Consider the following 18917-nt stretch of genomic DNA (forward strand, 5'->3'; position numbering starts at 1 on the left):
TCGGGTGCCCGGAACAGCGTTGCCGCGTCCTCGCCTATCGCCTCGGCCAGCGCTGTCACTACTTCGGCCGCGGTGCGACCGCTAAGGTGCAGCACCGCGTCGAAGCGAACGCCGACAGGGCGTAATTCCTCGGGGACTCGGCCATAGCCGGTGGCGGTGATAGCGGCGGTCACCGTATCGTCGCTTGTGGCCAGCAGCATGCCCAGCAGCGCCGACTTGCCCGAGCCGGGTGCCCCGGTGACCACGAACATACCGTCCGTGTCATCGCGCAGCCATGCCGATATGCGTCGGCGCTCATCGGTTCGCCCGATGAAATGCCATGCCGGATCACCGATCTCACCACCGCGCGCCTTCGCGTAGTAATGATTGCGTACCTGCGGCGGCGCCGCGTCCAGGATCTTGTTCATCTCCCGTGACACATCGACCGGGGCCATCACCCCGGCCGGTGTCCCGGCAGGGTGCGGCAGATAGGCCGACGGCCCGAACGCCGAATACACTTGCTTGTGCCGGAGACCGTCTTCGAGCAGGTCCTCCAGTCGCCGCATCACCTCGCGCAGGGGGATACCGGCGCTGTCGTTGCCGTCGAATCCATGCAGCACCCGTTCCAGATATCCGGGCAACCGGCCCACATTGGCCGCCCCGGACGCGGCCGCAGCGATCACGCCCACGTTCGCCGGCGGGTTGTCCTCGAACGATCGCCACAATCGCCACGCACCGGGGCCGGAACCGCAGGTGTCCAGGATCAGCAGGACCCAGCCATCACTGCCGTCGGCGATCCGGCGGCGATGCTGGTCCCGCAGCACGTGGGTGAGTACCTCGTCGGTGAGCGCATTGGTCGCCCGCAGCGGACCGGTGCTGTCGGCCAATGCTGCCCGGTAACCGTCGTCGGAGTAGTCACCGTGCCCGACCCAGTAGATGATGCTGGAATGTTCACTCGACTCCGCCCATCGATCCAGACAGGGGGCGATCGTGGCCCAGTAGGCCTGTGCCGTCCAGTCTTCGGCCACGGCACCGTGCCGGCCGAACAACTCCTCGACCCGGCGGCGGCTGTCCTGTGCTTGCTCGAGTGCCCAGTCCGGTTCGCCGGCGTAATGGCCGAGGCCGACGCCGATGAGACGCAGGCCGGTCATCATGCCACCGCGAAGACGATCTCGGAGACAGCGGAACCGCCGCCTCCACCCACCTCGATGCGGTGCGGCCCTGGCGACAGGCCGGCGCAGGTGAAAATCCACCCTGTCGCGCCACGTCGTCCGGGGGACCACCGCTGGGTTCGGCCAGACGCCAGTTCCGCGCTGCGCACGCCGATACCGCTGGGTCGCTCGTCGTCCGTGCGCACGCAGACGTTCACCTTCGTGCCGGCTGCCACCATATCGGGAAAATCCACACTCAGCGGCCGGGCCGCCGACAGTTCGGGGGTGGTATCGGCACCGACCAGCTTGTCGTGCACGAAGTTCAACGCTTCCTCCGACGAGGCCAGCGCGCCGTGGTTCTGCGGTAAGGGGTGCGCCGCATTCCCACCCGGCGCCGCCGCGCCCCGGTGCACCGTGGCATCACCACCGTGATCGATTCCGTTCAGCGATCCGATGAAGTCGCAGCTCCCGTCCTGGATCGTCAGGCTCTGTAAGGTCGGCTGCGCGGCACCCACCAGGGCGCGGGTCTCCGGGACCGTATCGGGTCCGGCGGCCGGTAGGTTCAGGTGACCCCACCGTTCCGCGGATTCGAGAGCTCGATCTTTCCTCCCGCCGATCGTGACCACGTCCGAAACTGTGAGGGGTCGCGTCCCCGCGGCGTCTGCCACGCAGCGGAAGCGCGGCAACAGATCGTAGACACCCGGGCATGTCTCCGCCAACGCCCGCGCGGTCCGTGCGGGCACGGGCAGTGGCGCGGCTCCCGTGGCCAGCATCTGCACCGCACGTACGGCACCGAAATAGGGTGTTCCCAATGTGATGACAGCGCGTACGTGCTCGGCCAGGCCCCCGACGACGGATGCGTACCGGGCGACCAATCCACCCATCGAATGGGCCACCAACACCAGCCGCACCTGGCCGGAGTCTCCGAGTCGCTCCCGCGTCACGGTCGTTCGCCACCGTTCGAGATGTGCCATAGCGTGTTTCACCAGGCACTCGGCGTTGTATCGAATCGAGAGACGCCAGTCGTACGGGAATTCGAGCATCGCACGTGGATCGATCACCGACCGTGACACCTGCGCGAGCAGCTTGGAGTACGGCTCGCAGCCACGTAGGAACGGCGTATAGGCCGGGACTCGCAGCAGGCGGGTGGGCCGCAACCGTGGTCGGCCCGCCAGTTCGTCGTCGGTCACGTGTAGCGCCGAAAGCCGGTCGCCCATCCAGGCGTCGTGCAGGACGGCCGGACGTAGCCCCCACACCGGTGTGCCGTCCTCGTCGACCAGTTCGCTGCCCATGATCCCTGGCAACACTACGACCGCGTCGCTCGTGGTCGGTGAAAGTGTTTGCGGTGCAAAACGTTCCGGCATAGTCGAACCCCCATCTGTTCCTCGTCACCCTTGTGCTGATGACATCAAACCAGACGGCACACAGGCCCCAGGCGACATCGAGCGGCTCTCGGCCTCGATCCACCGATGAAGTTGCTGAGTGGCCCACTGGATTTCGGGTAGTGGGTAGCTGCTGGTCTGCCTGCGCTACCCGCCGCGGACGTCCAGCGGGTAGCGTGTTGCTAAATCAACACATTCCTGCGCGAATGCGCCGATGTGGCGATTTCTTTACATGGGAACGTTTCGGTCATAATGTGGCGATATGGCAACAACGGACGGTGCTGATGGGCCGCGCGTGCGGTCGGCGTCTGCGCTGGGCCGTGTGGTCCGTGCTGCCCGCCAGTCGCAAGGGATGACGCAGTCCGAACTGGCGGAACTCGCCCGGACCAACCGCTACTCGCTCGCCCAGCTCGAAGAGGGTGACACGACGAAGGCGATCGAGCGGCTGTTCGACGTACTCGCCGCCCTCGAACTCGAGCTCGCCATCCGTCCCCGACGGGAGCGAACCGAATGACCGTTCTCGACATCTGGCTCGACAATGAGCTCGTGGCAACCGTCTCCCCCAAGGCGCGGGGCAAGAAGGTCGTCGTCACCTATACCGAAGAGGGACTCCACCGTATCAATGGTTGCGTCCGGGTTGTCTCCTGGGACAGCTTTCCGTATATGGACAGCCCGCACCGCAGCCGGCTGTAAGGGGTGTGCACTGGTAGTCCTCGGCGGTGAGTAGCGGCGGATACAGGCCCTTCTCGACCACGCGGATGCCGGCCCAGGCGCAGGGGTGTGGGCTGTGCGGACCGATCCGGCCGGCCTGGACTGGTGCGAATTCCGGGCAGCCGCCGGGACAGGCGATCGAGGCGATCGTGCCCCATGGTGTGCGGCCGTGGTGGGTGACTATGCGTAGTTGCCGGGTGGTGATGAACGGGCGGCAGCCGCATGGGGCCGGGGTGGGCTGTACACCGACCCCGATCCATGGGCACAGACCTTCGACGTTGCGGAAATGTGGGGCGATCCGCCCGCCGGTGACCAGTGCGCCGCGCAGGCAGTACAGCGAATCGGGGCATCGGACGATGAGTTCGCTTTCGTCGTGCCGGACGACGCTGAGTACGGACAGTGGGACCCAGGGTTCGGTGTGCAGGGCGCAGGCGTCAGTGGCCATATCGCGCCTCGGGGTGGGCGGCCCGGTACCGGGCGATGACTCCATCGATTTCGTGGTGGGTTCGGGCCTGGTATCCGCTACCGGCGTCGAGGTCGCGCAGGCTGCGCGCGACGCGTTCGAGCACGCCGAGGTCGTAACATTCGGCTGCCTGCCAGAGTCGCTGCGCCGCCTCCCGCGTCTGGTGTCTCGGCGTCGTCCGCCGCGGTAGTGCGGGTGGCCAGGTGTCGGCTTGGTCGGTGCGAATTCCCGACATGGTTGCCTCCGATCGTCGATCGTGTCTCGTTCGGGCCGTGCGCTTCGAGGCCCAATAGAGCGGTCCCTCTGGCAAAACCGTTTGGGCTGTGGATGGTTTGGGCGAATCGATCAGAAGGGCGAGAACGGGATCCGGCGATCGCCGGGCGGTTATCCATGAATCGAAACGACCGCATCCACAGAAAACGGATGCGAATTATGGATATCGACTCGACCTATCCTCCCGAGGCGGCGTGGTCCGGGTGTTCCACGCCGGAGGGGTTGTTCCAAATGGAACGATCAGCGTTGGGGCAGTTGTATTTCGGCTCGACAAGCGGTATTTATCGGCTGACACCGGTGCGGCGCGTGGGGGTGACCGATCGGGTCGGTCGGCACAAGTTCGAGGGCGTGATCCAGGGGAAGTAGGTTGTCATGGCAGATATCGGCTCGACCCTCCCGCGTCGCCAAGTCGGGCGATACCTACGGGACCTCCGGCAGGGCGCCGGACTCACCATCGCGGAACTCGCGCGACGAATCGAACGCGGCGCCACCACCGTGCAGCGTCTGGAAACCGGCGCGGCTGAACGGATCCGGCTCTGGGATATCGAAGCGATCTGCCGCGTGTGTGGCGCCGACGAGACCACGCTCGACGCCCTCAAAGGACTCGCCCAGCAAGGCAACAGCAAGAGCTGGTGGCATCAGTACGGAGATCTGATCCCGCTGAATTTCGACGTGTACATGGGGCTGGAAGCGGGGGCGCGGAAACTGACTTCCTTCCAGGAGCTTGTTCCCGGTTTGTTGCAGATACCGGACTACGCGCGGACACTTACGCGGCTCGCGCATCCATTGGAGCCGGAAAGTGAGATCGCTCGACGAGTCGAGTTGCGCGGACGCCGCCAGATCATGCTGACGAAGAAGAACGATCCTGTTCCTTTCGTTGTCATCTTGGATGAATCCGTGCTGCACAGGGTGATCGGGAGCCGCCGAGTGATGGGAGCGCAACTCCGGCATCTGGCGGATATGAGCACCCGGGCGAATATCGATCTCCGAATTCTTCCGTTCGGCTCTGGTGTGCCCCTGGGCGACCTGACAGGACCGTTCACCATCCTGGACTTCGAGGTTCGTGCGGGTGTCGACCCTATCGAGCCGCCAGTGGTCTATGCCGAGGGCTATACCGGGGCCATGTACTTCGACGATCTGAGGGTTATAGAGCGGTATAGGGGCGCGCCCGCGGCCCTCTGGCGGGTAGCCTTGACCATGCAGGACAGCAGGCAACTGCTTCGCGAGAAGGCAAGGGAGTTTGCAAGGTGAGCGTCGATCGATCCGAAACTCGCTGGTTCAAGAGCAGTTACAGCGGCGGCAGCCAGGATTGTGTCGAGGTCGCGTTCATCGAGCGTGATGTGGTGGGTGTGCGTGACTCCAAGGATCGCGTTGGCCCGGCTCTGTCCTTCACCTCCGCTGCCTGGGCAGCCTTCACCGTGAGCGCCCGTTCCGGCCGCTTCGACCGCTCGTAATTCACGGACCCAGATCGTGGCTCGAGTGACGTGACCATGGATCGCTGCGGGTCGGTGTCGATCGCGATCCGGGCCGCAGGGCGGGTGCACGGTATACCGCCGCGGCCGCCCGTGGTTATGGAGCGAGCCGCCAGAGTGCATCCATTGGGACTGCTCGCAGTTTCGGCCCGAAGGGCAAGGTCTGTTTGCCGGTGTACAGCACGTAGCCCGCGACGAACTTGTCGTCCAGTTTCTCTGCGAGGTTGCGCAGGCCGGTCAGATCCTCCGTTCGTACTGTCGCGCCGGCCTTGACCTCCACCGCGACGACACGGCCGTCGGGAGTCTCCAGTACCACATCGACTTCGACCTTTTCCTTAGTGCGATAGTGATACATACGCGCCCGCTGCTGCGACCACGTCAGCTGCCGCGCGATCTCCATTGCCACGAAGTTTTCCAGCATCGGACCGGCGGCACCGCCGGGTTCATCCAGACGCGCGGCGTCCTGTCCGATGAGGTGTCCGGCTATTCCGGAATCTACGAACGCCAGTTTGGGGGTTCCGATAGCCCGGAAGGTCGGTCCGGGTGACCAGGCCGGGATGCTTTTGATCAGGAAAACCGATTGCAGCAGTTCGAGATAGCGCACCAGCGTCGTCCGGGGCAGGCCCGACTGGCCGGCCAGCGTTCCCGGGACGAGTAGATTGCCCACCCGACCGGCGAGCAGTGTCAGCAGTTTCAGCATTTCGCCGTGCCGCTCGATGGCGGCGAGTTGAAGTACATCGCGCTCGACAAGGGTTTGCAGGTACGAATCGAAAAATGCCGACCGGCGGCGCGTACTCCGCTGAACCGCTTCGGGAAAACCGCCGATTACTGCTCGTTCGAGATAGTCGCGGCGTCTCAGCGTGGACGAATGGTCAATATCGGGACCGTGACGGAAGGCTGCATCGACGAAACCATCCGGCTGTCCATCGATCTCGCCTTGCGCGAAAGGCCACAGTTCGATGATCTCCATGCGCCCGGGTAACGCATCCGGGAGTGTCCGTAATGCAAGTACGCGCGATGACCCGGTCAACAGGAACCGTCCCGGGGTGGGGTCGAGGTCCACCGTCATCTTGATCGGACGAAGCAGTTCGGGCGCAAGCTGGATCTCGTCGATTATGGTCAACCCGCTGTCGCGATCGACGAATCCCGCTGGATCTTCCTGGGCGGCACGCAGGGTGGCGGGATCGTCCAACAGCCGGATGACAGTGTCCGGCTGTCGGCTCCCTGCCAGCCGGGTGAGCGTACTCTTCCCTGACTGGCGTGCCCCATTGACCAGCACCACCCGAGTGTCCGCCAGCGACTCGGCGATCAGCTCTTCCGCATGCCTGGGTAGGAGTCGAAACCCGCTCATCCTGCCATTATGGCATGGGCGTGGTCATATGGACGGCTAGTTGATGGTCATCTGGCCATAGGTTCTGTGGTCATATGGACGGCAGGCAGGTGGTCATTTGGTCAGGGACGTAGTGGTCATCTGGCCACGCGTTTGGCGGTCACTGGGTCGAACATTGGTGGTCACCCTGCCGAAAGATTCCTGGCCGAAGGGCCGGGTGTGGTCGGCCGACCCGTGTTTCCGGGCCGGCCGCCGGCGAATACATCCGCGTATCCGTGGTGACCGCGTTCGGACAACCTGAAATGCCTCGGTCCGGTGGTTCAGGCCGGTTCGACGGCCGGTTCCTCGGTCCATTCCGGGGGCAGGCCGAAGAGGGGGAACAGGCGTTCGGTGTCGAGGAAGAAGTTGAGGCCCGCGATGACGCCGTCCTTCATTTCCAGCACCGTGATCGACCACGGGGTCCAGCGGCCGGGTTCGCCGCTGGGCTTGTAGTGGCCGAAGGCCGGGTGGCCGTTGGCGCCGCCGAGCGGGACCATGCGGGAATTGCGGCAGGCGGCGCCGGTGCCGAGCATGAAGGCGGCCACGTTCTCCGGGCCGGAGATCCAGAGGTCGAACGGCGGCATGGACAGCGCCACATCGGTTTTCAGCAGGGCGGTGAGGGCGTCCATATCGTAGGACTCGAAGGCGGTGACGAAATCGTCGATCAGTTTCCGCTGGTCGGAATCGGTTTCGTCGTAGCTGTCGGTTTCGGCGGGCTGCACCTTGCTCATGGTGGCCCGAGCCCGCTGCAGGGCGCTGTTCACCGAGGCGGTGCTCATGGTGAGGGCTTCTGCCGTTTCGTTGGCGGAGAAACGCAGCACCTCGCGCATGATGAGGATGGCGCGCTGGGTGGCGGGCAGATGCTGGCAGGCCGCGACGAAGGCCAGGCGCAGACTGTCCTTGGCGCTGACATGTTCGGCCGGATCCGACCCGAAGGCGAGCGAGTTCGGGATGGGTTCGACCCAGACGTAATCCGGTTTGGGCGGGCCGAGCGGCTGATCGGGAGTCCCGGGGCTGGACAGATCCATCGGCCGGGCCCGGCGCTGCGGGCCGTCGAGCATATCGAGGCAGATATTGGTGGTGATCTTGTAGAGCCAGGAGCGCAGACTGGAGCGGCCCTCGAACTTGTCGTAGGACTTCCACGCCCGGGTGAAGGCGTCCTGGACGGCATCTTCGGCCTCGAAGGACGAGCCCAGCATGCGGTAGGCGTAAGCACAGAGCTCACGCCGATGTGATTCGAAGGATCTGAGTACGTCGGCGTCGATGGTGCCGGTCTGCTCGCTCATGCGTGCCATGCTGGCACAGCGCACCGACATGTGAACAGGGGATGAAACAACCTGTTCACAGCTACGCCACTGCGTCCTCAGCAGGCGCAACCGTCACATCGCGCGGCGGCCGGCGAGGCCGTACTCCAGCCGCCGGGGGAACCGGGTTGGGCGGCACCGATGAGTTCCGGGACCGGCCGGCGTCTCTACCCATGAGCCGGCGAACGACCGAAACACCGCTTCGAAAGGACCCGAACCATGAGCAGCAAGATGATTTTCGTGAACCTGCCCGTCACCGATCTGGCGCGTTCCAAGAATTTCTACGAATCGCTGGGCTGGAAGGTGAACGACGATTTCACCGACGAGAATGCCGCCTGCATCGTGGTCGACGACAATATTTGCCTGATGCTGCTCACCCATGAGCACTTCGGCGTTTTCAGCAAGCGTCCGATCGCCGATACCAAAGCCGCCACCGGAGCCGCGTATGCCCTGTCACTGGGTAGCGCCGAGGAAGTGGACCGGCTCACCGAGGCGGCGGTGGCGGCCGGCGGCACCGAAGAGGTCAACACCGATAAACAGGCGCAGGAGGCGCAGGTCGGGATGCACGGCCGCACGTTCCTGGATCCGGACGGCCACCAGTGGGAGCCGTTCTTCATGGACTACCCGGGTGCCCAGTAGTCGTAAGCGCAGGCAGGAAATGCCCCGGTCGAAGAGTCGACCGGGGCATTTCCGCGCCTATTCGCCGGCCGGGAAGGTCACTTGCCGGTGAAGGTGGGCTTCCGCTTTTCCTTGAACGCTTTGGGGCCTTCCTTGGCGTCCGCGGACTGGAAGACCGCCATACCGAGCTTGGCGTCGATCTGGAAGGCCTCTTCCTCGGGCATACATTCGGTATCGCGGATGGTCTGCAGGATGGCCTGGACCGCCAGCGGGCCGTTGGCCGCGATCAGATCGGCCAGTTCGAGGGCCTTGTCCAGCGCCTGGCCGTCCGGCACCACATGGCCGATGAGCCCGATCTCCTTGGCTTCGGCGGCGGTGAGATGCCGGCCGGTGAGCAGAATATCGGCGGCGACGGTGTAGGGGACCTGCCGGACCAGCCGGACCGCGGAGCCGCCCAGCGGGAACAGACCCCAGCGCGCTTCGGAAACACCGAACTTGGCGCTCTCCCCGGCCACCCGGATATCGGTGCCCTGCAGGATTTCGGTGCCGCCGGCGATGGCAGCCCCCTCGACAGCCGCGATGAGCGGTTTGGTGAGGCGGCGGCCCTTGAGCAGTGCCTCGATCTTCGACAGATCCCAGCCGCCGCCGGCAAACGAGTCCCCGGGATGCTGCTGGGTCATACCCTTGAGATCTGCGCCCGCGCAGAACGCCCCGCCCGCACCGGTCAGGATGGCTACCCGGATCTCCGGATCGTTGTCCACCTGGTCCCAGGCGTCGCGCATGATCGCCATCATTTCGCCCGAGAGCGCGTTGCGTGCCTCGGGGCGGTTCATGGTGACGATGAGGACGTGGCCGCGCTTCTCGACGAGGCATTGAGGCATCGTTGTTTCTCCTGTTACTCGGACCCTTGCCAGAAACAGTAACACGTTCTATTTTTGACGTTGTGACGTACAACATAGCCGACCTCGTCGAACACACCATCGATCTCGTGCCGGACCGGGTTGCGCTGGCTGACGACCACCGCTCGGTGACCTTCGCCGAACTGGAGGGCAGGGCCAACAGACTGGCGCACTACCTGCTGGAACACGGGGTGCAGCCGGGCGACAAGGTCGGCATCTACTCGCGTAACACCATCGAGGCCGTGGAGGCCATGGTGGCGGTCTTCAAAGCGCGGGCAGTGATGGTCAACGTCAACTTCCGCTACGTCGAGAACGAGTTGCAGTACATCTTCGAAAATTCGGACATGGTGGCGCTGATCCACGAGCGCCGCTACACCGGCAAGGTGGCCAATGTCCGGCCGAAGGTCGCGAAGCTGAAGACCGTGCTCGTGGTCGACGACGGCACCGCGGAGTTCGCGACCCCCGCCGATTCCGTGGAATACGAAGCGGCGCTGGCGGAATCGTCCGGTGAACGCGATTTCGGCGATCGCTCGCCCGACGATATCTTCATGCTCTACACCGGCGGCACCACCGGCATGCCGAAGGGCGTCATGTGGCGGCACGAGGACTGGTGGCGCGTACTCGGCGGCGGTATCAACTTCATGACCGGCGAATACGTGCAGGACGAATGGCAGCAGGCCAAGAACGGCGCGGCCGGCGGGCAGATGGTGCGCTACCCGATTCCCCCGCTGATCCACGGCGGTTCACAGACGGCGGTTTTCCACGGGCTGTTCGACGGCGGCAAAACCGTCATGATCCCGGAATTCGACGCGCATACGGTCTGGCAGGCGGTGGACGCGCACGCGATCAACATGATCTTCATAACCGGCGACGCCATGGCCCGCCCGATGCTGGACGCGCTCAAGGCCGGCAACCCGGAAACCGGCGAGCCCTACCAGCACACGAACCTGTGGGCGATGGCCAGTAGCGCGGCGCTGTTCTCGCCGACCCTCAAGGACGAGTACATCGACCTGCTCCCGAACACGGTGATCACCGATTCCATCGGCTCCTCGGAGACCGGCTTCGGCGGTATCTCCATCGCGGCCAAGGGCGCCACGCACACCGGTGGCCCGCGGGTGAAGATCGACGCCTCCACCGCGGTGATCGACGACGACGGCAACCCGGTGACGCCGGGTTCCGGCCAGGTCGGGCTGTTGGCCCGCAAGGGGCATATCCCGGTCGGCTACTACAACGACCCGGTGAAGACCGCGGCGACCTTCAAGGAATTCAACGGTGTCCGCTACTCCATCCCCGGCGACTACGCCCGGGTCGAGGAGGACGGCACCGTCACGATGCTGGGCCGCGGTTCGGTGAGCATCAACAGCGGCGGTGAGAAGATCTACCCGGAAGAGGTCGAGGGCGCGCTGAAATGCCATCCCGAGATCTTCGACGCGCTGGTGGTCGGGGTCCCCGACGAACGCTGGGGTCAGCGGGTGGCGGCGGTGGTGCAGTGCCGCGGCGACAAACGGCCCACGCTGGAGGAACTGCGCCCCATCCTCACCCAGGAGATCTCCTCCTACAAGCTGCCCCGCAGCCTATGGTTCGTCGACGAGATCAAACGGAGCCCGGCGGGCAAGCCCGACTACAAATGGGCCAAGGCGTACACCGAAGAACGCGACGCCGACGAACACTCGCAGGCGGGTAGCTCGTCGTAGGTATGTACTTCCTGAGGGGCTGTCGCATCGTCTGTGGCAGCCCCTCAGATACCGGCCGAAACGGTTTCGCGCCAATGCCGTTTTCGCCTGACGTGCCCGGCCGGAGCTGCTTCGGTACGAGTGTGCCCCGGGCTCCACGCGGAGCGGGCGGGTTACGCAGTTGACTTGCTGTCGACGGTGCCACGCATCTGGTCGACAAGTCGCCGTCCGTGGGGCGGGATCTGATCGTGCCGAAGGATGAGAAGTGCACCGTCGACTTCGACCACCTCCAAGTGATCGCCCGCGTGGAGATCGAATTTCGAGCGTGATGCGGCCGGGATCGTTACCTGACCCTTGCTACTGAGTATCACCGAGAACTCCTATCGGAATCGCCGATGGCGCACGACATCGTCATGAGCCATCACCGCGCACACTGGCTCGCCGTGCCACGGCGACGTCGCCTGCGTGATTCACAGCCCAGTCGGCGAGGGTCGCGAGAGGACTGAGCAGGGTTTCGCCGAGGGGTGTGAGGCTGTATTCGACCGTGGGTGGGACGGTTGGATGGACTTTGCGGGCGACGAGGCCGTCGGTCTCCAGGGAGCGCAGGGTGCGGGTGAGCATGCGGCGGCTGATGTCCTCGATCGAGCGGTGCAGTTCGTTGTAGTGGTAGGGGCGGCGGGCCAGGAGTGCGATCACCAGCAGGGTCCATTTGTCGCCGAGGAGCCGGACGATATCGGTCACCGGGCAGGCCTGATAGTCCGCGCTCGGCACGGGGGCGGGGAGCTCCGCCGCGGCGAAGGGGTACGCCTGCGCTGGGGTGGGGAACATAAAAGTGCCTTCTTCCGGGGGCGGTGACCGCTGTCGAGGATAGGGATCGACAGGTGGACCGATGGAGGTGTGATGGCGAGAACCATTGTGATCAGTGGTGGTACCGATGGTATGGGGCGCGCGTTTGCGCTGGAGCGGCTCGCCCGGGGCGATCGGATCGTGGCGATCGGTAGCAACCCGGCCAAGGGGGATGCGCTACTCGCCGCCGCCGGATCCGGGGCGGGCCGGGTGCGGTTTCTGCGAGCGGACCTGAGTTCGGTGGCGGAGACGCGACGGATCGTCACAGAAATCGAGTCGGCCTACGAGACGGTGGACGCGCTGCTGCTGTTCGCGAACCGGACCTCGCCGAAGCGCATCCAGACCGCGGAGGGATTCGAGCGCACCTTCGCGCTGTACTACCTCAGCCGGTATCTGCTCTCGTACGGGCTGGTTCCCTTGCTGGAGCGAAGTGCGCAGCCGGTGATCGTGAACATCGCCGGCGTCGGCACTCGGAAGGGGGCGGTGAACTGGGACGACCCGCAGCTCCTGCGCGGGTACAGCGTGGTCCGCGCCCAATTGCAGGCCGGGCGGGCGAACGATTTGCTGGGGGTTTCGTTCGCCGCGCGATTCGCCGGGCAGATCGGGTACGTCCTCTACCACCCCGGCTTCACCCGCAGCGGGGACCTCACCCCGCTGAATCCGCTCGCCAGGACGGCCATCAGAACGCTCGCCGCCCTCGCCGCCCGGCCCGTGTCCACCGCGATCCGCCCGATCCACGATTTCGTCGATGTCCCGTCCGCGGTACCACTGCGCGCAATAGATCGCGGCCGCGCCCTGGATCTGTCGCTACCCACTCTCGACCCGGGCGCGGCCGACCGCCTCGACCGGCTCACCGGAGAGCTACTGGCAGCCCGGGCATGAGCGAGTCAGGCCCGGAGGCGGTAGCGGAGCGTCACCACGGAGGGCCCTCGCTCATGCCCCGATGGATACCGCATGAGCGAGTCAGGCCCGGAGGCGGTAGCGGAGCGTCACCACGGAGGGTCCTCGCTCATGCCCCGATGGATACCGCATGAGCGAGTCGATTCCTATGGTTCAGGGCCGGTTTCGGGGTTTCAACCGATGCCGGGACGTGCAGCCGTTTGAAAGACTCGGCGGGACATATTGTTCCGATCGAAGGTGAGTCCGTGGGTATCACTCGTCTCCTCTCCTGCGCAGCGATTCTCGCGGTAGCGCTATGGGCCGCGGCCACAGCGCCCGTTTCGGGGGCGCCCAGCCCCTCCGGGTCCGGGCACGGTGTGGCGCTGCCGGCGCCGACCGGTCCGTTCCCGGTCGGTGTCCAGGAGTTCCACCTGATCGATGGTGATAGGCCCGACCCGTGGGTTCCGGATCGCAACCGCGAACTGATGGTCTCCGCGTGGTATCCCGCACTGGCGCCTGTCGGCGGGCCGGATGGCTATGCCTCGCCCGCGGAGTCGGCGCTCATCCTCGCTTCGCTGGGTGTGGACGGCATTGTCCCGGACCTGCTCAGCAGGGTACGGACGCATGCCTTTGTCGACGCGCCGAGGTCGGAACACCCGCTACCCACGGTGGTGCTTTCGCCCGGTTTCAGCATGCCGCGGGCGTCGCTCACCGGCCTCGCCGAGGAACTGGCCGGTCGCGGTTATCTCGTGCTCGGCATCGACCACACCTACGAGGCGTCCGCCGTGACCTTCCCGGATGGTCGTACCACCGAATGCGCGGCCTGCCGAGGCAGGCCGGACGCCGTGGCGGTCGCGCGCAACCGTGCGCAGGATGTGTCTTTCGTCCTCGACGAGCTGACCGGACGACTACCGATAGACGCTTCCCGTATCGCCATGGGTGGGCATTCCGCGGGCGGTTTCACGGCGCCGTACGCGCTCGCCGAGGACAGCCGGATCCGCGCGGGGTTCAACCTGGACGGGACGTTCCCCGCCGCGCCCTACGGCCGGGCTGTCGACCGGCCGTTCCTGATGATGGGCACAGCGAACCACGCGCCCGGCGGCCCGTCCGGGGCCAAATGGGCGACCGCGTATGACGGGTTCGTCGGTTGGAAACGCTGGTTGTCGGTGGACGGCACGTCGCATTCGTCCTTCACCGACTACGCGCCGATCACCGCAGCCATCGGCTACCGGGTCCCGGAGACCACCATCGACGGCAATCGCGCAATCGCCCTGACACGGCAATATGTCATCGCCTTCGTCGACTTACATCTGCGCGGTATGCCGCAGCCGATCCTCGACGCGCCGAACCCGGCGAGCCCCGAGGTGCGCCTCCACTGAGCGGGTGGGCACCATATTCGGCCGTTACGCTGCGTGCCCGGCCGAATCCGCCGGTACCCGGGCCGGACTCGACCGCTGTTCCACGGCCACGCCTGCGCTCAACTCGGCGCAGACCGCCGAAGAGTGCGTCCGGCGCCGCCAGGTGCGGGAGGCCGGGGGCCGGTCAGCGGTGATTCCGCTGACCGGCCGGCTCCGCGAAGCGGATTCGGGGACGAATTGCGCCAGGGGGAGGAGGTGGTTCGTTGCCCCGCCGAGGACGAATTCGTTGTGTTTGGCGGCAGTGAAGTAGTTGTGCACGATGTGGTCGCGGTCGATACCGACGCCGCCGTGTACGTGGACGAGGGTGTGCGCCACCTGGTGGCCCGCCTCGGCGGCCCAGAACTTCGCGGTGTGGACGGCGGCGGTGGCGTCGAGGTCTTCGCTGAGCTGCCAGGCCGCCTGGGTGACGGTGAGGCGTAGGCCCTGGGTGCTGATGTAGGCGTCGGAGAGGCGCTGGGCGACGGCCTGGAAGCTGCCGATGGCGCGGCCGAACTGTTCGCGTTCGCGGGCGTAGTCGCCTACCAGTTCCAGCGAGCGCTCGAGGGTGCCCAGTTGCTGGGCGGCCAGGCCGAGCCAGGCGCGGTCGAGCAGCCAGGTGAGGATCTGTTCGCCGGATTCCACCGTGCCGAGCAGTTCGGCGGGGGAGTCGGTGAATTCGACGAGGGATTCGGCGCTGCGGTCGGTGACCTGCTGCGCGGTCACAGTGACGGATTCGTGGGAGGGGTCGACAAGGAAGACCGCGGCCTGTCCGGAGACCGAGGCGGGCACCAGAATTCGTGCGGCCCGGTCGGCCACGGGGACGGTGGTTTTGACGCCGGTCACCTGCCAGCCGTCGCCGGACCCGACCGCGGTGGCCGTGGGCCGGGCCGGATCCCAATTGTGTTCCTCGGCCACGGCGACAGTGAGGATCGAGTTACCGGCCGCGGCAGCGGCGGCGAGGTCGCGCTGGGCGGCGGAGCCGAAACGGGCCAGCGCGCCCGCGCCGAGCACGATCGACCACAGGTAAGGGACGGCCGCCACCGATTTGCCGAGTTCGCGCAGGATAGCGGTTTGTTCCAGGGTGCCGAACCCGCTGCCGCCGATCTCCTCGGGCAGCGCGGCGGCCAGTACGCCGGTCTCGGCGAGCGATTTCCACAACGGTTCGTCGAATTTGGCGGTGCCGCCGTCCAGTTCGCGCAGCCGGTCGGCGGTGACCAGTTTCTCGCAGACCTCGCCGGTGAGCCGGGCCAGGTCCAGCTGGGCTTCGGTGGGAGTGAAATCCATGGTGAACTACCTACTTCTGGAATCGGGCGAGGTCAGCGGGCGGAGGCGGGCTGTTTCAGCGCGGTCATGGCGATGATGTCGCGCTGCACCTCGTTGGTGCCGCCGCCGAAGGTGAGGATCAGGGCGGCGCGGTGCATCCGCTCGAGCCGGCCGCGCAGCACCGAGCCGGGGGAGTCCTGGCGCAGGGTCGCCTGGGGGCCGAGCACTTCCATCAGCAGCCGGTAGGCCTCGGTGGACAGTTCGGTGCCGTACACCTTGCACGCCGACGCGTCCCAGGGACGGGGTGCCGCGTCGCCACCGGCGTCCGCGCGGCTGGCGATCTCCCAGTTCATCAGCTTGAGGTATTCGACCTTGGCGTGTACCCGGGCCAGATTCAGCTGGACCCACTCCCGGTCGAACACCGCGGACCCGTCCGCGGCCTTGGTCTCTTTCGCCCACGCCACTGTCTGCGCCAGTGCCAGCTGTAGTGCCGCGGCGGAGGTCAGCGCGACCCGCTCGTGGTTGAGCTGATTGGTGACCAGCGGCCAGCCGCCGTTCTCCGGGCCCACCAGGCTGGTCACCGGCACGCGCACGTCCTGGTAATAGGTGGCGCTGGTATCGGGGCCGGCCATGGTGTGCACCGGGGTCCAGGAGAAACCCTCGGCCGTGGTGGGCACGATCAGCATGCTGATGCCCTTGTGTTTCTTGGCCGTGGGGTCGGTGCGGACGGCCAGCCAGACGTAGTCGGCGTAGGCGATGAGGCTGGTCCACATCTTCTGGCCGTTGATCACGTAGTCGTCGCCGTCGCGGACCGCGGTGGTGCGCAGCGAGGCCAGGTCGGTACCGGCGCCGGGTTCGGAGTAGCCGATGGCGAAGTGCAGTTCACCGGCGGCGATCTTGGGGAGGAAGAACCTCTTCTGCTCCTCGCTGCCGTAGTGCATGATCGTCGGCGCCACCGAGTTGATGGTCAGGAACGGCACCGGGGCACCGGCGATGGCGGCCTCGTCGGTGAAGATCAGCTGGTCGAGCATGGGCCGGTTCTGCCCGCCGTACTCCTCGGGCCAGCCCAGCGCGAGCCAGCCGTCGCGACCCATTTCGGCGACGACCTCGCGGTACACATTGCCCTGCCCGTATTCGCCGGTCTGCGCGCTGAGCGCCGCCCGCCGTTCGGGGGTGATCAGCCGCGCGAAGTATTCGCGCAGCTCGGCGCGGAGCTGTTCGTGTTCCGGGGTATACGCGATGCGCATGGCGGTACCTCGAGCCTTCGTTGTACGGGTTGGAGAAGGGGCCGGGACGTGGGATCTCGCCGCGCTCACCCTCCCGGAGCGCGGAATGGATCTCCGATACCTTGCTCCGATCATTGCATATCGACTGAAACATGTTCCAGTATTGAAGGGTAATCAGCCCATGTAGCCCGCCCGGGCGGCCCGTCGTTGTTAGGCTTGCGGTATCGGGCGGGAAAAGGAGTTTCGATGAAGGTCAGCGTTGACTTCGATCAGTGCGAAGCGAATGGAATCTGCGCGGGAATCGCTCCCGACGTCTTTGAACTCGATGACGAGGATATGCTGCACGTCGCCGAGGGTGAGGTCGCGCCGGATCAGGAGTCGCAGGTCGCCGAAGCGGTCGCGCAATGCCCGAAAGCGGCATTGCGTTTGCTGTGAATCGGCTCTTGCCGTGAATAAGAACACGTTCTAGAGTCGGCCCGGTGAGCGATACAGATACCAGCCTTGCCGGGCGAGTTGCGATCGTGACCGGAGCGGGTGCGGGCCTCGGTAAGGCCGAAGCGCTCGCCCTGGCCGGAGCCGGGGCCTCGGTGGTGGTCAACGACCTCGCCGAGTCCGACGCCGTAACCGAGACGCTGGAACAGATCCGGGCCCTCGGTGCCAAAGCCGAGTTCGTCGCGGGCAGTGTCGCCGAGCGGTCCACGGCCGACGCGATGATCACCGCGGCCACCGAATCGTTCGGTGGCCTGGACATCGTGGTCAACAACGCGGGTATCACCCGCGACAAGATGCTGTTCAACATGTCCGACGAGGACTGGGATGCGGTGCTCGCGGTACATCTGCGCGGGCATTTCCTGCTGACCCGCAATGCGGGCGCCTACTGGCGGGCGCGGTCCAAGGAGGCCGGCGCCCCGGTATACGGCCGCATCGTCAATACCTCTTCCGAAGCCGGTCTACTCGGCCCCGAGGGGCAAGCCAACTACGCGGCGGCCAAGGCCGGTATCACCGCGCTGACCCTTTCGGCCTCGCGTGCGCTGAACCGCTTCGGCGTCCGCGCCAACGCGATCTGCCCGCGGGCGCGGACCGCCATGACCGAACAGGTCTTCAGCGCGGCGCCCGAGGGTGAAGTCGACCCGCTCTCGCCCGAGCATGTCGCGCGCCTGGTGGCCTACCTGGCCTCTCCTGCCGCAGAGAAAGTCAACGGGCAGGTGTTCGTGGTCTACGGGCCGATGGTCGCGTTGATGGCCGCGCCGGTTGTCGAGCAGCGCTTCGATGCGACGGGTCCGCAATGGTCTGATGACGATCTGGCCACCACGCTGACGGGTTACTTCGCCGGACGAGAAGAAGGTCGTACCTTCTCGGCAACGGCACTACACGAACTGGGTTGAGCGGGTCTCGCCGGGCCCGGTGTTGCGCGAACGGATCGTGGAAACCCGCCCGGTAAGAGTTGTACAACCGTCCAGTCATTGGTAAACAAAGGGTCGGACTGTGCCCGGCCTCACACAATGATGTCCGTGGCGTATGAAACCTGTTTCAGTCTCGCTGTCTGGGATTGATACAAGTCGACAGTTCACAAGCCTCAAAATGGCCCCAAATAGGAAATGAACGTGTTCTACTTAGCGGGGCGAGTCCCAGGGTGCATCCCGATCGGCCGCCGGCGGGACCAGTGTTAGGCAAGGAGGATCCACGGTGAACGACGTCCTTGCCGTCCCATTGCGGGCCGTCGGCGGATTCTTCGAACTCACCGCATCCGTGGCCCGGGCGAGCCTGCGCCGCCCCTTCCAACTGCGCGAATTCATCGATCAGTCGTGGTTCGTCGCGCGGGTATCGATCCTGCCGACAGTGCTGGTGGCGATTCCGTTCACCGTTCTGGTCAGCTTCACGCTGAACATCCTGCTGCGCGAAATCGGCGCCGCCGACCTCAGCGGCGCCGGCGCCGCCGTCGGCGCGGGGGCCCCGGGGGGGGCGGGCGTCACGGGGGGGCTCGGAGCCCCGGCCCGCGCCCCCGCCCAAAG

At 65.9% G+C, this 18917-nt stretch carries 21 protein-coding genes and 1 pseudogene; 11 read left to right on the forward strand and 11 right to left on the reverse strand.

Going from position 1 to position 18917, the window contains the following annotated elements; translation table 11 throughout:
- Together QH276_RS21585 and QH276_RS21590 are read right to left on the reverse strand one after the other, a co-directional pair.
- Window positions 1-1130 (reverse strand): hypothetical protein (locus QH276_RS21585; protein WP_280406878.1); only part of this gene is annotated, 1130 nt, incomplete at its 3' end.
- Window positions 1130-2422, reverse strand: coding sequence for a lipase/acyltransferase domain-containing protein (locus QH276_RS21590; protein WP_280396997.1), 1293 nt, complete (start codon window positions 2420-2422; stop codon window positions 1130-1132). The genes QH276_RS21590 and QH276_RS21585, both read right to left, overlap by 1 nt.
- A gap of 352 nt (window positions 2423-2774) precedes the next feature.
- Between QH276_RS21590 and QH276_RS21595 the strand changes: the two genes are divergently transcribed.
- Window positions 2775-3026, forward strand: a complete 252-nt coding sequence (locus tag QH276_RS21595) for a helix-turn-helix domain-containing protein (protein WP_280396998.1) — start codon at window positions 2775-2777, stop codon at window positions 3024-3026.
- A 105-nt stretch (window positions 3027-3131) separates the two neighbouring features.
- Here QH276_RS21595 and QH276_RS21600 read toward each other — a convergent pair whose 3' ends face one another.
- Both QH276_RS21600 and QH276_RS21605 read right to left on the reverse strand, forming a co-directional pair.
- On the reverse strand, window positions 3132-3668 hold the full coding sequence (locus tag QH276_RS21600) for a hypothetical protein (RefSeq protein ID WP_280396999.1): 537 nt from the start codon (window positions 3666-3668) through the stop codon (window positions 3132-3134).
- A complete protein-coding gene (locus QH276_RS21605) occupies window positions 3658-3792 on the reverse strand; it encodes a hypothetical protein (RefSeq protein ID WP_280397000.1) in 135 nt (44 codons plus the stop codon). The genes QH276_RS21600 and QH276_RS21605 overlap by 11 nt, the downstream gene beginning before the upstream one ends.
- A gap of 326 nt (window positions 3793-4118) precedes the next feature.
- On the opposite strand from QH276_RS21605, the gene QH276_RS21610 reads away from it, so the two are divergent.
- Genes QH276_RS21610 through QH276_RS21620 form a run of 3 tightly spaced genes read left to right on the forward strand, consistent with a single transcriptional unit; the run spans window position 4119 to window position 5413 of the window.
- Window positions 4119-4325 (forward strand): hypothetical protein, encoded by a 207-nt coding sequence (locus QH276_RS21610; RefSeq protein ID WP_280397001.1) that lies wholly within the window; start codon window positions 4119-4121, stop codon window positions 4323-4325.
- A 6-nt stretch (window positions 4326-4331) separates the two neighbouring features.
- Window positions 4332-5210, forward strand: a complete 879-nt coding sequence (locus QH276_RS21615; RefSeq protein ID WP_280397002.1) for a helix-turn-helix domain-containing protein — start codon at window positions 4332-4334, stop codon at window positions 5208-5210.
- Window positions 5207-5413 carry a DUF397 domain-containing protein gene (locus QH276_RS21620; protein WP_280397003.1) on the forward strand — a complete coding sequence of 69 codons (207 nt, stop codon included), beginning with the start codon at window positions 5207-5209 and terminating at the stop codon, window positions 5411-5413. Before QH276_RS21615 ends, QH276_RS21620 begins: the two co-directional genes overlap by 4 nt.
- A 115-nt stretch (window positions 5414-5528) precedes the next feature.
- Here QH276_RS21620 and QH276_RS21625 read toward each other — a convergent pair whose 3' ends face one another.
- Together QH276_RS21625 and QH276_RS21630 are read right to left on the reverse strand one after the other, a co-directional pair.
- Window positions 5529-6782: an ATP-binding protein gene (locus QH276_RS21625; protein WP_280397004.1), complete on the reverse strand. Its 1254-nt coding sequence runs from the start codon at window positions 6780-6782 to the stop codon at window positions 5529-5531.
- Between the two features lie 299 nt (window positions 6783-7081).
- Window positions 7082-8116: a sigma-70 family RNA polymerase sigma factor gene (locus QH276_RS21630; protein WP_348536593.1), complete on the reverse strand. Its 1035-nt coding sequence runs from the start codon at window positions 8114-8116 to the stop codon at window positions 7082-7084.
- A gap of 207 nt (window positions 8117-8323) precedes the next feature.
- Here QH276_RS21630 and QH276_RS21635 point away from each other — a divergent pair, with 207 nt between their 5' ends.
- The gene (locus tag QH276_RS21635; protein WP_280397006.1) at window positions 8324-8743 is read left to right on the forward strand and encodes a VOC family protein; all 420 of its coding nucleotides are present in this window, start codon (window positions 8324-8326) and stop codon (window positions 8741-8743) included.
- A gap of 77 nt (window positions 8744-8820) precedes the next feature.
- Here QH276_RS21635 and QH276_RS21640 read toward each other — a convergent pair whose 3' ends face one another.
- Window positions 8821-9603, reverse strand: a complete 783-nt coding sequence (locus QH276_RS21640) for a crotonase/enoyl-CoA hydratase family protein (protein ID WP_280397007.1) — start codon at window positions 9601-9603, stop codon at window positions 8821-8823.
- 62 nt (window positions 9604-9665) lie between these two features.
- Between QH276_RS21640 and QH276_RS21645 the strand changes: the two genes are divergently transcribed.
- On the forward strand, window positions 9666-11315 hold the full coding sequence (locus QH276_RS21645) for an acyl-CoA synthetase (protein WP_280397008.1): 1650 nt from the start codon (window positions 9666-9668) through the stop codon (window positions 11313-11315).
- Between the two features lie 152 nt (window positions 11316-11467).
- On the opposite strand, the gene QH276_RS21650 is transcribed toward QH276_RS21645, so the two are convergent.
- Together QH276_RS21650 and QH276_RS21655 are read right to left on the reverse strand one after the other, a co-directional pair.
- On the reverse strand, window positions 11468-11665 hold the full coding sequence (locus QH276_RS21650) for an AbrB/MazE/SpoVT family DNA-binding domain-containing protein (protein ID WP_280397009.1): 198 nt from the start codon (window positions 11663-11665) through the stop codon (window positions 11468-11470).
- Between the two features lie 40 nt (window positions 11666-11705).
- The gene (locus QH276_RS21655; protein WP_280397010.1) at window positions 11706-12122 is read right to left on the reverse strand and encodes a winged helix-turn-helix transcriptional regulator; all 417 of its coding nucleotides are present in this window, start codon (window positions 12120-12122) and stop codon (window positions 11706-11708) included.
- Window positions 12123-12194: 72 nt separating this feature from the next.
- Here QH276_RS21655 and QH276_RS21660 point away from each other — a divergent pair, with 72 nt between their 5' ends.
- A complete protein-coding gene (locus QH276_RS21660; RefSeq protein ID WP_280397011.1) occupies window positions 12195-13022 on the forward strand; it encodes an SDR family NAD(P)-dependent oxidoreductase in 828 nt (275 codons plus the stop codon).
- A gap of 263 nt (window positions 13023-13285) precedes the next feature.
- Entirely contained in the window at window positions 13286-14398 is a 1113-nt protein-coding gene (locus tag QH276_RS21665) for an alpha/beta hydrolase family protein (RefSeq protein ID WP_280397012.1), read from the forward strand.
- Window positions 14399-14422: 24 nt separating this feature from the next.
- Here QH276_RS21665 and QH276_RS21670 read toward each other — a convergent pair whose 3' ends face one another.
- Entirely contained in the window at window positions 14423-15700 is a 1278-nt protein-coding gene (locus QH276_RS21670; protein WP_280406879.1) for an acyl-CoA dehydrogenase family protein, read from the reverse strand.
- Between the two features lie 32 nt (window positions 15701-15732).
- Window positions 15733-16926: an acyl-CoA dehydrogenase family protein gene (locus QH276_RS21675; protein WP_280397014.1), complete on the reverse strand. Its 1194-nt coding sequence runs from the start codon at window positions 16924-16926 to the stop codon at window positions 15733-15735.
- 225 nt (window positions 16927-17151) lie between these two features.
- Here QH276_RS21675 and QH276_RS21680 point away from each other — a divergent pair, with 225 nt between their 5' ends.
- The 3 genes and pseudogenes from QH276_RS21680 to QH276_RS21690 all read left to right on the forward strand — a co-directional run.
- On the forward strand, window positions 17152-17340 hold the full coding sequence (locus tag QH276_RS21680; RefSeq protein ID WP_030522901.1) for a ferredoxin: 189 nt from the start codon (window positions 17152-17154) through the stop codon (window positions 17338-17340).
- Between the two features lie 44 nt (window positions 17341-17384).
- Window positions 17385-18290 (forward strand): 3-oxoacyl-ACP reductase, encoded by a 906-nt coding sequence (locus tag QH276_RS21685; protein WP_280397015.1) that lies wholly within the window; start codon window positions 17385-17387, stop codon window positions 18288-18290.
- 301 nt (window positions 18291-18591) lie between these two features.
- Window positions 18592-18917 (forward strand): annotated as a pseudogene (locus QH276_RS21690) (ABC transporter permease); the annotation flags it as partial.

Origin of the sequence: Nocardia carnea (assembly GCF_029869215.1) — a bacterium.
Classification (GTDB): Bacteria; Actinomycetota; Actinomycetes; order Mycobacteriales; family Mycobacteriaceae; genus Nocardia; species Nocardia carnea_B.